The sequence below is a fragment of the Acinetobacter lwoffii genome, assembly GCF_022967985.1.
Taxonomy (GTDB): Bacteria; Pseudomonadota; Gammaproteobacteria; order Pseudomonadales; family Moraxellaceae; genus Acinetobacter.
Genome location: NZ_JALJVC010000009.1, coordinates 100,874 through 113,500 on the forward strand (window position 1 = coordinate 100,874; position 12,627 = coordinate 113,500).

General features: G+C 42.1%; 14 protein-coding genes. 9 read left to right on the forward strand and 5 right to left on the reverse strand.

Going from position 1 to position 12,627, the window contains the following annotated elements; genetic code table 11:
* The first annotated feature begins 84 nt into the window (after positions 1-84).
* The 6 genes from MWG72_RS07425 to MWG72_RS07450 all read left to right on the forward strand — a co-directional run bounded on the left by MWG72_RS07425 (position 85) and on the right by MWG72_RS07450 (position 5,994).
* The gene (locus tag MWG72_RS07425; protein WP_219309505.1) at positions 85-765 is read left to right on the forward strand and encodes a M48 family metallopeptidase; all 681 of its coding nucleotides are present in this window, start codon (positions 85-87) and stop codon (positions 763-765) included.
* 183 nt (positions 766-948) lie between these two features.
* The gene (gene argC / locus MWG72_RS07430) at positions 949-2,004 is read left to right on the forward strand and encodes an N-acetyl-gamma-glutamyl-phosphate reductase (protein WP_247143599.1); all 1,056 of its coding nucleotides are present in this window, start codon (positions 949-951) and stop codon (positions 2,002-2,004) included.
* Positions 2,005-2,081: 77 nt separating this feature from the next.
* Positions 2,082-2,831, forward strand: coding sequence for a DUF6776 family protein (locus tag MWG72_RS07435; protein ID WP_180038696.1), 750 nt, complete (start codon positions 2,082-2,084; stop codon positions 2,829-2,831).
* A gap of 18 nt (positions 2,832-2,849) precedes the next feature.
* Positions 2,850-3,263 carry an ATP-dependent Clp protease adapter ClpS gene (gene clpS / locus MWG72_RS07440; protein ID WP_247143588.1) on the forward strand — a complete coding sequence of 138 codons (414 nt, stop codon included), beginning with the start codon at positions 2,850-2,852 and terminating at the stop codon, positions 3,261-3,263.
* Positions 3,264-3,272: 9 nt separating this feature from the next.
* Complete coding sequence (clpA, locus tag MWG72_RS07445) at positions 3,273-5,549, forward strand: ATP-dependent Clp protease ATP-binding subunit ClpA (protein ID WP_180038695.1); 2,277 nt, start codon at positions 3,273-3,275, stop codon at positions 5,547-5,549.
* A 91-nt stretch (positions 5,550-5,640) separates the two neighbouring features.
* Positions 5,641-5,994 carry a YnfA family protein gene (locus MWG72_RS07450; RefSeq protein ID WP_005246534.1) on the forward strand — a complete coding sequence of 118 codons (354 nt, stop codon included), beginning with the start codon at positions 5,641-5,643 and terminating at the stop codon, positions 5,992-5,994.
* A 101-nt stretch (positions 5,995-6,095) separates the two neighbouring features.
* Here the strand turns inward: MWG72_RS07450 and MWG72_RS07455 are convergent, their stop codons facing one another.
* The 3 genes from MWG72_RS07455 to MWG72_RS07465 form a co-directional block, all read right to left on the reverse strand.
* Positions 6,096-6,569, reverse strand: a complete 474-nt coding sequence (locus tag MWG72_RS07455; RefSeq protein WP_004646787.1) for a hypothetical protein — start codon at positions 6,567-6,569, stop codon at positions 6,096-6,098.
* Between the two features lie 105 nt (positions 6,570-6,674).
* Positions 6,675-7,595, reverse strand: coding sequence for an ornithine carbamoyltransferase (gene argF, locus MWG72_RS07460; protein WP_247143590.1), 921 nt, complete (start codon positions 7,593-7,595; stop codon positions 6,675-6,677).
* A 113-nt stretch (positions 7,596-7,708) separates the two neighbouring features.
* Entirely contained in the window at positions 7,709-8,356 is a 648-nt protein-coding gene (locus MWG72_RS07465) for a TetR/AcrR family transcriptional regulator (RefSeq protein WP_247143592.1), read from the reverse strand.
* Between the two features lie 230 nt (positions 8,357-8,586).
* Here MWG72_RS07465 and prpB point away from each other — a divergent pair, with 230 nt between their 5' ends.
* Together prpB and prpC are read left to right on the forward strand one after the other, a co-directional pair.
* Entirely contained in the window at positions 8,587-9,471 is an 885-nt protein-coding gene (gene prpB / locus MWG72_RS07470) for a methylisocitrate lyase (RefSeq protein WP_004280180.1), read from the forward strand.
* A 4-nt stretch (positions 9,472-9,475) separates the two neighbouring features.
* Complete coding sequence (gene prpC, locus MWG72_RS07475; RefSeq protein ID WP_247143594.1) at positions 9,476-10,615, forward strand: bifunctional 2-methylcitrate synthase/citrate synthase; 1,140 nt, start codon at positions 9,476-9,478, stop codon at positions 10,613-10,615.
* Positions 10,616-10,679: 64 nt separating this feature from the next.
* On the opposite strand, the gene MWG72_RS07480 is transcribed toward prpC, so the two are convergent.
* Together MWG72_RS07480 and MWG72_RS07485 are read right to left on the reverse strand one after the other, a co-directional pair.
* Complete coding sequence (locus tag MWG72_RS07480; RefSeq protein ID WP_247143595.1) at positions 10,680-11,300, reverse strand: aminotransferase; 621 nt, start codon at positions 11,298-11,300, stop codon at positions 10,680-10,682.
* Between the two features lie 102 nt (positions 11,301-11,402).
* A complete protein-coding gene (locus MWG72_RS07485) occupies positions 11,403-11,879 on the reverse strand; it encodes a CinA family protein (protein WP_004280184.1) in 477 nt (158 codons plus the stop codon).
* Positions 11,880-12,136: 257 nt separating this feature from the next.
* Between MWG72_RS07485 and MWG72_RS07490 the strand changes: the two genes are divergently transcribed.
* The gene (locus MWG72_RS07490) at positions 12,137-12,367 is read left to right on the forward strand and encodes a hypothetical protein (protein ID WP_004280185.1); all 231 of its coding nucleotides are present in this window, start codon (positions 12,137-12,139) and stop codon (positions 12,365-12,367) included.
* The last annotated feature ends 260 nt before the right edge of the window (positions 12,368-12,627 follow it).

Consider the following 12,627-nt stretch of genomic DNA (forward strand, 5'->3'; position numbering starts at 1 on the left):
GCTTTAAAAACAAGTGCAAGAAGGGAGACTTTTAAAAGCCCCTCTTTGAAAAAAAGGGGTTTGGGGAGATTAAAAAAAACTATAATGACCTTATCCGACCTACCCGAAATTCAAATCACCCGAAATGTCCGTTCAACACGGTTACGTTTGCGTGTCGATGCGACCCAGATTCGTCTGACAGCACCGGTTTTTTGCAGCAAAAAACAGATACAGCATTTTATTGAACAATCTGAAAGCTGGCTGATTAAAACCTGGCAATCCCAGCAGGAAAAAATCGAAAATATTGACCGGACGCTACCGAGTGAGCTGCGGTTATTCAATCTAAAAGCAGCAGTAAAAATTTCTTATCACAGCCAGAAAAACAACTTTATTTTTGATCATGAAGATCTACAGCTTTGGATCAGTGACCGACATCCTGAAGAATATTTAAAAACTTTCGTGATTGCCTACGCAAAAGAACAGCTTCCTTCATATTTAAATCTTGTCTCACAGCAATGTCGGTTGCCTTTTAAAAACTGCAGTATTCGACAACCTAAAACCCGTTGGGGCAGTTGTTCTGCCAAGCATGACATTATGTTGAACAGCGCGCTGGTATTATTTCCTGAAGAGGTCACGCATTATGTCGCTGTCCATGAACTGGTACACACAAAGCATTTTGATCATAGTCCACGCTTTTGGGCAGAAGTTGCTAAGCATGATCAGCATTTCCAGCAGCATCGTATAACGCTGAAAAATACGCCGTTGCCATATTGGTGGGGTGCCTAAAACCATAATTAATAAGTCCATATAACTCTATTGAAATAGCCTAAGCAAATTAAAAGTTTCATGATCAAAATCGGACTTATCCTACTGATCAATTAAAAAACCAGCAAACCCCAGTGAAATGGTTTAGAAAACCTCAACTTCCTGTCATACTAGGCTGTATAAAGGAAACATTTATTTGAGGTAATCATCGTGATTTCAGTGGGTATTGTGGGTGGTACGGGTTATACAGGCGTTGAACTTTTGCGTCTTTTGCTACGACATCCAGATGTAAATGTAACAGCACTGACATCACGTACTGAAGCAGGTCGTCGTGTAGATGACATGTTCCCAAGCTTGCGCGGGCATACCAATCTTAAATTTTCTGATTTGAGTCTGGGTTTATTAAAATCATGCGATGTGGTGTTCTTTGCAACACCGCATGGTGTCGCAATGAAACATGCCGAAGAGCTGGTTGCTGCAAATACCAAAGTGATCGACTTGGCGGCAGATTTTCGTTTACAAGATCTTGAACAGTTTGAAAAATGGTATGGCATGCAACATGCATGTCCAGAACTGTTAAAAGATTCTGTTTATGGTTTATCTGAGCTAAATCGTGAAGAAATTAAAAAGGCCAGTGTGATCGGGAATCCGGGGTGTTATCCAACTACAGTTCAGTTGGGTCTGGCGCCAGTCTTAAAAGCGGCTGAAGCATTGGTGAAACCTGAAAGCATTATTATCGATGCCAAATCTGGTGTATCAGGTGCAGGTCGTAAAGCCAGTCTGGGCATGATTTATTCTGAAAATTCCGATAATTTTAAGGCCTATGGTGTAGCGGGTCATCGTCATCACCCTGAAATTGTCGAAGCATTGGAAAAAATTTCAGGTCAAAAAAATGTGTTTGATCATATTTTATTTGTACCGCATTTGGTGCCGATGATTCGTGGTATGTTGTCGACCATCTATATCGATTTAACTGAAGCAGGCCAATTAGCAGATTTACAAGCGCTATATGAGCAGTTCTATGCCAATGAAGCATTTGTCGATGTTATGCCGGCGGGTAGCTCACCCGAAACCCGTTCAGTGCGTGGAGCGAATCAGTTGCGTATTGCCTTGTATAAGCCACAACCAACAAAACTGGTGATCCTGGTTGCACAAGACAATCTGGTGAAAGGTGCAGCAGGACAGGCTGTGCAAAACATGAACTTGATGTTTGGCTTTGCTGAAGATGCTGGCTTAAATAATATTGGTTTATTACCATAAAAAACGTATTAGAACTTCACACACATTTAGATTTGGATTTAAATGTGTGTCTTGATTAAAGCAAACAAGAGATCAAAATGCCGAATAACGAGTCAAATACGACGCTTCCTCAGGAACCCGGTACTAAGAAACCATTCATGAAAGGCAATACCCCCTTAGCCATTGGTGCGGCTGTATTGATCTTAAGCAGTGGCGTACTCGGATATACCGTAGGACATCGTCAGGGTTTGACTGCGGCGGGTTATGACGCAGATGCAGAGCAACTGGTCGATGTGGTACAGACTCAGAAAGCCAGTCTGGAAACACTGAACAAGACGCTAAATACTGCGGTTCAGGAGCGTGATCTGGCTGTCAGCAATGCCAATGATCTGTATCTGGCCATGACCAAGGCACGTGATGAACAGGTTCAGGCCGAAAGTGTGGGAACCATTTATCGCGAGATCTTGCGTCAGCGTGGTGGTTTGGCATTGGCGGTTCAAAACCTGTCGATTAAACCATTACCCGAAAATGCCTTTGAATACCAGATTGATCTGGTTCAGGTCAGTCCAGGCAAAAGCCGTGCCTCAGGTAGTGTGGAATTGCGCCTGATTAAAGGTGCGGAAATTCTGGTGGTGCCACTGGAAGATAAAAACTTTAATTTTGAAAATTATGAGCGACTCACTGGCCGCTGGACCATGCCGAAAGGCTTTAAGCCAGAATTTATTGAAGTGCGTCTTACTGGTGCCAAACCTGTAATTCGTCGTTTTAGTTGGGAACAGGGCAAAGCAGTAGAAAATCAGTCTGCTACCTTGTCAGAAATTCCGAAAACCGAAGCAAATGCAAATTAAGTGTGAAATATAAATCTTATGCCAAGCAATAAACGTCAAATGTGTTTAAATGATATTAAAAATTCTTTTAATGAGTCTGGAATCGTTGATTGGCATATCAGCCCACGTTTAGCAAATGAACCCTCTGAAGACGGTGATTCTGACTTAGCTGTACAGACCGCACCGCCAGAACTGAAACGTCCACCGTTGTATGCCGTTGTTTTATTAAATGACGACTATACGCCGATGGAGTTTGTAATTGAAATTTTACAACAATACTTTGCAATGAATCTTGACCAAGCTACACAAGTAATGCTAACTGTACATTATGAAGGAAAGGGTGTAGCTGGGGTCTATCCTCGAGACATTGCGGAGACCAAAGCGAACCAAGTCAATAATTATGCTCGATCACAAGGTCATCCGTTACTTTGCCAAATAGAGCCTAAAGATTAAGGGGGTTACATGCTCAGTCGTCAATTAGAAGTATCACTACGTTTGGCTGTCAGCATGGCTCGTCAAAAGAGACATGAGTTCCTGACCGTAGAACATTTATTGTTAGCCTTGCTTGACAACGATTCTGCCGTGAATGCCCTCAAAGCATGTGGTGCGGACATCATCGTGTTGCGTAAGGAATTAGAAGAGTACGTAGAACAACATACCCCTAAACTTGGTGAAAATAGTGATCAGGCACCACACCCTACAGAAAGCTTCGACCGGATCTTGCAACGCGCGATTTTTCACGTGCAATCAAGCGGCGGCGATCGTACTGTAGAAGGTGCCGATATTCTGGTTGCCATGTATTCTGAGCGTGACTCATTTGCAGTCTATCTGCTGAAACGTCATCAAATTAACCGTCTGACCCTGACTCAGTACCTGTCTCATGGTACCCGTAAAGAAGATGTACAGTCTGAAGAAGAAATCGAAGACCTAGATGGCGAATCAGCGTCTTCAGCAAGTTCAGGTCCACTTGAGCTTTATACCACTAACCTGAATGTTGAAGCACAAAAAGGCAAGACCGATCCGCTAATTGGTCGCGAAAAAGAAATCGAGCGTGCCGCGCAAATTCTCTGTCGCCGTCGTAAAAACAACCCATTGCTTGTTGGTGATCCAGGTGTTGGTAAAACCTCGATTGCTGAAGGACTGGCTTGGCTGATCGTTAATGGTAAAGCGCCAAAACCACTGAAAAATGCTGAAATCTTCAGTCTGGACATCGGCGCTTTGGTAGCAGGAACTAAATACCGTGGTGATTTTGAAAAACGCTTGAAACAGCTTTTAAATGCGCTGAAAAAGAAACCTGAAGCAGTGCTGTTTATTGATGAAATTCACATGATTATTGGTGCAGGCTCGAGTATGGGCAGTACCATGGATGCATCGAATCTGATCAAACCGGCGTTGGCAAATGGTTCTTTACGTTGCATTGGCTCAACCACTTTCCAGGAATACCGCCAGGTCTTTGAGAAAGATCATGCTTTGTCACGTCGTTTCCAGAAAATTGATGTGAACGAGCCATCTATTTCTGAAACCATTGATATCCTACGTGGTCTGAAATCGAAGTTTGAAGATTTTCATCATGTGGAATATGACGATCAAGCTTTGGTGTCTGCGGTAGAACTTTCTGCAAAATTTATCAACGACCGTTTCTTGCCAGATAAGGCGATTGATGTCATTGATGAGGCCGGTGCTCAGCGCCGTTTAAAAGCGGAGCAAGACGACAGTTTGATTACTGTGGAAAATATTGAAGACATCGTCTCTAAAATTGCGCGTATTCCACCAAAAACTGTTTCTAAAGATGATAAGAGCGTGCTGGAAAATCTTGAGCGCGATCTGAAACGTGTGGTCTTTGGTCAGGATGAAGCGATTGAGGCCTTGGCATCTGCGATTAAACTGTCACGTGCCGGTTTGAAATCTCCAGACAAGCCTGTAGGTAGTTTTGTCTTTGCAGGTCCAACTGGTGTCGGTAAAACTGAAGTGACCAAGCAGCTGGCGAAACAGATGGGTGTAGAACTGGTTCGCTTTGATATGTCGGAATATATGGAACGCCATGCGGTGTCTCGTTTAATCGGTGCACCTCCGGGCTATGTCGGTTTTGATCAGGGTGGGTTATTGACCGATGCGATTCATAAAAATCCGCATTGTGTACTGTTGCTCGATGAGATCGAAAAAGCGCATCCAGATGTGTTTAACCTGTTATTGCAGATTATGGATCATGGTTCATTGACTGATAATAACGGGCGTAAATCTGATTTCCGTAACGTGGTCTTGGTACTCACCACCAATATTGGTGCTGAAAGTATTTCACGTGTCAGCATTGGTTTTATGGAACAGGACAATAGTAACGATAATCAGGAAGCGATGAAGAAAGCCTTCTCGCCGGAATTCCGTAACCGTCTCGACGGCGTGATTCAGTTCAAGGCATTGCCAAGCAGCATTATTGAAAATGTCGTGGATAAATTCCTGACTGAACTTCAAGCACAACTGGATGACAAAAAAGTCATGCTGGAAGTGGATCAGAGTGCACGTGAATGGATGTCAGAACATGGCTATGACCGTTTAATGGGCGCACGTCCAATGCAACGTCTGATTCAGGAACACCTGAAAAAACCGCTGGCTGAGATGATCCTGTTTGGTGAACTGGCTGAAAATGGCGGCAATGTTGCAGTATCGGTGAAAAAAGAAAATGGTAAAGCGGTTGGCTTAAAACTTGAGGTTTTTGAAGATCAGACTGCTGAACCAGCCTAATTAAAAAGAAGGATCAAACCCGTGCTTGCACGGGTTTTTTCATGCACTCATATTTTAAATTATCAAATTTATATCATTTAAAAGATAAATTATGGATATTCAAGTTACCAAGCTGTTCACGACATTTTTACTGTTTTTAGTCACGGCATTGATGGAAATTTTAGGCTGTTATTTTCCCTACCTGATTTTAAATCAGGGGAGAAGCCACTGGTTATGGATTCCGACAACTCTGGCTTTGGCGGCTTTTGTCTGGCTGTTAACCTTGCATCCAGCTGCTTCAGGACGAATCTATGCCGCTTATGGCGGTATCTATATTTTTTCAGCGCTAATGTGGTTGCGCTTCGTTGATCAAGTGACTCTATCGCGTTGGGATCTGCTTGGTGGCATGGTGGTGATACTGGGTGCGTTGATTATTATTTTGCAGCCGCAGGGTCTGGTGCGTTAGCAGGATATAACAACAAACCTTATCAAAAAGGTAGCCACGGCTACCTTTTGTTTTCAGGATTCTTGAATCCTGAATCGAAATAAATGTCTTATGTGTTTAGATTATTTTAATTTGCAATCTTTCTGGGAAATATCCGTTTTATATGTTTGTGTCTGCGAGTTCAGGCTGAGTTCAACCTTGTAAGGGTTCTCAATCTGATAGCGATGCTCAAAGAAAATTTCACAATTATTGAGCAGATTATTGCGAATGACTTTCATCACTTCTTTGCGCCCCAAGTCTTTTTCAAACTGGCTAAAATCGGGCGTGATGATCATGCCTTTCAGTGTGGTTTTATTGGCACTTAACTGTAATTGTTCAATAATCGTATTTTGATCAATCTGCAATGGTAAAGTTCTGGAATCCTCTGCACTGAGCACTGCGAGCAATTCATTCAGCTCAGCTTTTTTCTGAATTTTAAATTTGCTGTCAATAATATTTTTTTCTTGAAGATATTGGTCAAATTCAGAAGCATGCACCGGTAAGGCGACACTGCTAAAACCAGTCAAGAGTGCCAAAGCCCAATATTTTTTTTGCATTGTATAAAATCACTTTTTATTCCATTTCAACAATGATTATAAGAGCTGAGACAAAAAAAGCACCAGAGATTGGTGCTTAATTTGTGAAGATTCATCTTAAAAAAATTAGTCTTTTTTCAGATTTTCATTAATCAGGAATTCAATCAAAGCTTTTTGCGCGTGCAAGCGATTTTCCGCTTCATCCCAAACTACGGCATTTTTATGGTCAAGCAGATTTTCTGAAATCTCTTCACCACGATGCGCAGGCAAGCAGTGCATAAACAAGCAATCCGGATGTGCAAGATCCATCAGACGTTCATTCACCTGATAATCTGCAAAGGCTTTTTCACGGATCTTTTGCTCTTCTTCCTGGCCCATGCTTGCCCAAACGTCAGTCACGATCAGGTCGGCATTTACCGCTGCATCTTCAGCAGAAGGAACCAGTTCCACGCAATGCGCAAATTCAGACAGGAATTTTTCTTGTGGCTCATAGCCTTTTGGCGCTGCAATTTTCAGATTAAAGCCCCACATATGTGCAGCTTCAATATAAGAGTTACACATATTGTTGCCATCACCGATCCAGGCCACAGTTTTCCCTTCAATTGAGCCACGTTGCTCTACATAGGTCTGCATATCAGCAAGTAACTGGCAAGGGTGGTGATCATCTGTTAAAGCATTAATCACAGGAACTTTTGAATAAGATGCAAAACGCTCCACGATATCATGACCGAAAGTACGGATCATCACGATATCCAGCATGCTTGAAATCACACGTGCAGAATCTTCAATCGGTTCACCACGACCTAACTGGGTATCGCGTGAAGACAGGAAAATCGCGCTACCACCAAATTGGCTCATGCCAGCTTCAAACGAAACACGCGTACGGGTACTCGATTTTTCAAAAATCATGCCCATCACTTTACCAACAAATGGTTGGAACACTTCATTGTTATGCTGTTTGCGCTTAAGCTCAATTGCGCGTTGCAAAATCTGGTTAAGTTCTAAAGTTGATAAATCGCGTAAGGTGAGAAAGTGACGGAGAGCCATTCGTTACTCCACAATAATTGCCGAAAAACTCGATCAACAATCAGTTGTTGGTTAGTTTAAGAAAAAATACGGAATCGGCTAATATACTATAAGCAATGAAAAATGCAAAAAAACTAGACTTTTTGATGACCGTCTAAAAAGCGATCCACACAATAACTGATGTATTTGTCGATTTCCTGATCATCTTCCTGTACCGGAATTCCCATCAGAATACGCCATTCCAGATTGCGCAAAATACCAAAATACAGCTGCGCCGAATATTGTGGATTTTCGCAATGCAATAAACCTTGCGCATCTGCCTGTTCTAAAGCCGTGGCAATGGCACTTTGCACATGCACCGGGCCTCGCTCATGAATATGCTGAGCAAGTTCAGGATTACGCTGGCTTTGTTCCAGCACCAGACGCATAAAGGCCGAGTTTTCCGGTTGCATAATCTGGTGACAAAAATTAAGCAACGTGTGTACTAAATAACTACGAAAATCCAGTGCCATCAGTTCGATCGGAATACTGATATCTTCAAAAAACTTGATACGACGATAATCGCAGATGGCTTTAAACAAGCCCTCTTTATTGCCAAAGTACTTATAAATAGAGGCTTTAGAGCCACCGGCATGCTGGACGATATCATCCAGAGACACAGCATCATAACCCCGTTCCAGAAATAGCTCGGTTGCACTGATCAGCAGCGCAATACAACGCTCATGACCACGTTTGGTCTGTGGCAGATCTTTGGCGAGCGGTTCTAGGGCGAGGTCTTGCATAGGAGATAGTACATCAACATGTCAATAGAGATTGAAACGCCATCATAGCAAATATATGCACATATTTCATAATTGCGCCAGATAAGTGCGCTATTTGCTAATTAGGTAAAGCAAAACTTAAAAATTTGACTAAAGTTTTAGAGTATTTGTTCTATCAGGTTATGGAATGAGCAAGCCAAATGAGTATACTCGAATTTCAATAATTATAGCCAAGACTGTGGAAAAGGAAGATGACAGAACAAATGTCTGCAGGTTTAAGATTTAGACAAGCGCTTGAAGTCGAGAAACCATTGCAAATTATGGGCACGGTAAATGCCTATGCTGCCATGATGGCCAAACAGGTCGGTTATAAAGCCATTTATTTATCAGGTGCGGGTGTCGCGAATTATTCTTATGGTTTGCCTGATCTGGGCATGACCAGCCTGGATAATGTTCTTGAAGATGTACGCCGGATCACTGAACGTGTGGATACACCTTTACTGGTTGATATCGATACCGGTTGGGGCGGTGCATTAAATATTGCCCGCACGATTAAGCAGATGATTGCAGCAGGAGCCGCTGCGGTTCATATTGAAGATCAGGTGGCACAGAAGCGTTGTGGTCATCGTCCAAATAAAGAAATCGTATCGCAGCAGGAAATGGTCGATCGTATCAAAGCGGCTGTAGATGCGAAAACCGATTCAAACTTCGTGGTGATGGCGCGTACCGATGCGCTACAAAAAGAAGGCTTGCAAGCAGTGATTGATCGTGCTTCTGCCTGTGTTGAAGCGGGTGCAGATGCGATCTTTGCTGAGGCGATGACCGATATCACCATGTACCGTACAGTGTGTGATGCGGTCGGTGTGCCAGTCTTGGCAAATATTACCGAATTTGGTGATACACCGTATTATACGGTTGATGAACTGGCGGAGCAGGGCATTGGCATGGTGCTGTATCCGTTATCAGCGACACGTGCAATGCAAAAAGCCGCACTTGAAGTGATGCGTTCAGTACGCGAACATGGTACTCAGGTAAATGTGCTGGATATTATGCAACAACGAAAAGAACTCTACGAATTTTTAGATTATCACAGCTTCGAAGACACATTAGATAAACTGTTTAAACAGGAGAATTAAAAAAATGGCTGAAGGAAAAGTACTCACTGGCGCAGGATTGCGCGGACAAGTGGCAGGTAAAACCTCACTTTCAACAGTAGGCAAAAGTGGCGCAGGTCTGACCTATCGCGGCTATGACGTGCAGGATCTGGCTGAACATTGCCAGTTTGAAGAAGTCGCTTATCTGATTTTCTTCGGAGAATTGCCGACAGCAGAGCAATTGGCTGCCTACAAAGCCAAACTGAAATCCTTGCGCACTTTACCTCAGGCATTAAAAGAAGTCCTTGAGCGTATTCCTGCCGACTCGCATCCAATGGATGTGATGCGTACTGGCGTTTCCATGCTGGGCAATCTTGAAACTGAGCAGTCTTTTGATCAGCAACAGGATATCGCAGACCGTATTTTGGCAACTTTGCCGGCAATCATTTGTTACTGGTATCGTTATAGCCATGACGGTGTGCGTATTGAAGAAAATACCGATGACGATTCAATCGGTGCGCAGTTCCTGCATCTACTGCATGGCGAAACGCCAAACGAATTACATGAACAGGTGATGAATGTTTCCTTGATTCTATATGCAGAGCACGAATTCAACGCTTCAACTTTTACCGCTCGTGTGTGTGCATCAACGCTGTCAGATATGCATTCCTGTATTACCGGTGCAATCGGTTCCTTGCGTGGTCCTTTACATGGTGGTGCTAACGAAGCTGCGATGGACATGATTGAAAACTGGGAATCACCAGAAGAAGCTGAGCGTGAAATGCTGGGCATGCTGGAACGTAAAGAAAAAATCATGGGCTTCGGTCATGCGATCTATAAGGACAATGATCCGCGTAATGGCATCATCAAAGTCTGGTCTGAGCGTTTAGCCAAAGATGTGGGTGATACCGTACTTTATCCGGTGTCAGTACGCTGTGAAGAAGTCATGTGGCGCGAGAAGAAATTATTCTGTAATGCGGATTTCTTCCATGCTTCGGCTTATCACTTTATGGGCATTCCAACCAAGCTGTTTACCCCGATCTTTGTTATGTCGCGTGTGACAGGCTGGGCAGCGCATGTGATGGAACAGCGTGCAGACAATCGTATTATCCGTCCAAGCGCGGACTATATCGGTCCTGAACTGCGTAAAGTAGTGTCAATCGCTGAGCGTTCTACAGCGGCTTAATCCGTAAATGTCCTAGAATAAAAATAAGGTCTCAATTGAGACCTTATTTTTTTAGTGAATTCTGTTATCGGCTTAACAGTGCCGGATCTTCAATGCTATAACCTGTTTCAAAAGGAATACCCAGATACTTTACTACTACCAGGGTTTTATTCTGTCGCGGGACTTTATAGGCCTGGCTAATTTTCAAGCCTTGCTGATAACTGACTGCTTGCTGAACCGGACTTTTTTGTGAGCCAGATTTCACTTGATATTGATAGGTCCATTTTGGCACTTTTTCCTGAGGATCATGCCAAGCAGGCGCGCTACCTTTTGTTGTCTTTAAAACCTTAAGCTGTGGCTTTGATTTTTGAATCGGATTTAATGGAACTAAACGTTTTTTGATTTTGGCAATGTCCTGATCAAACTTGCGACTGTCTTGATCATAATCGATGCGCTTGGTTTTAGGATTGATATATAAGGAACTGACCTGAATCAATTGATTTGGTTTTTGGGATTTAAAATTATAATAATACAGTTGAGGCAAGCGTCCACGACCATCAAGATAATGACGCATGATATAAAGCTTCTGTTCTTTGACTTCATAGCCTAGAACTTCAATATTTTGTGGACCGCCTACGGTAGCGAAAGCCAGAGTGGGCAAGCTCAGAGGGAGCAGGAGCAGTGCAGTTTTAATATTCATGGTCATTCCACCCTCAAAAAAATAGATTGGCATTTGATCATGCCAATCTATCTTAAAATACGGTAGAAATAATGAAGCTTATTCAGGCTATACAGTAACTTTGAAAGCTTAGCTGTTATTCAACAGATTGATCATGTCATGTGCAACCACAGCTGACAGTTTGTTGAGGCGTTCAAGTGGCGAGCCTTTGAGATAATACTGGAACTGATGGATTTGCGTGCCGTCATTAATGGCCACAAAAAATGTTCCTTCCGGTTTCTCTGGTGTCGCGCTACCACCTGGTTTAAGTAACCCTGTACAGGCGATAATCCAGTCAGCATCACGGAACATTTTTTTACCTGCTTCCGCCAGAGCAACCGTTACCGGCATAGATTCCGCGGTATGACTATTGATCAGATTCTTGGAAATGCCCAATACAGAAGTCTTGACACTTACATCGTAGCAGATCAAACCACCAATCAGAATTTCGGCACCTTCTCCTTTACAAATGGAGAACTGGCTACTGAGATATCCAGAACTTGCGCTTTCGATAAAGGCAATTTTTATGTTTTTCTCTTCGAGTAAGCCGCAACAGGTTTTTATCATAGTCTCTATATTTTCTTTTCTTTGTGGGAGTGATTTTAGATCAATTTAGACAGATTTTTTCTGTCGATCAACTCCAAGTATATTTATATTTTTATGAAAGTTAAAATTTTTTTCATAGATTAGTGTAATTTCATGTTGATCTGATCGCAAAATCTGAATGGTTAAAGCTTGGGCTATTTTCAAAAATAGAGGTTTCTTCTCAGGCGGAACAGTGGTAAAAATAAAAATAAAGTGCTTAGTGAAAGTAGGGTGTTGGAATGAAAACCACAGTAAAATATGTAGTCTTAAAAAGTCTTGACTATCAATTGGGTACACCATTATTTCAGGAAGAAATTGACGCTGATGGTCAATATTTTGATCAGATACCAAGCACAATTTCTTATCAGAACTTGCAGTTCAAAGTAAAAAGCAAAGAGCTTAAACGTTTGCATCTGGCCGAAGAGCAGGAAGATACTCAAACGATTATCGTCAAAGTAGTCAATATCTAATAAAAACTGAATAGAATAAGCCTCTTTTAAAGAGGCTTATTTATTATAAATAGATTAATAAATATAATTACAAACAATGATTTGATCTAAGTTTATACCAAAATAATAAGTAAAAATATTTGAATTAAAGTCAAGGTAAATTCGAAACAGCTTAAGTTTTATTGGTGAGGTCATGTTAAGTATCGTATTTCTTCACAGTTAATAATATTCAAAAGGAATTGTATTTTTAATGTTTTATTTAATTTTTTAAAAATATAGAA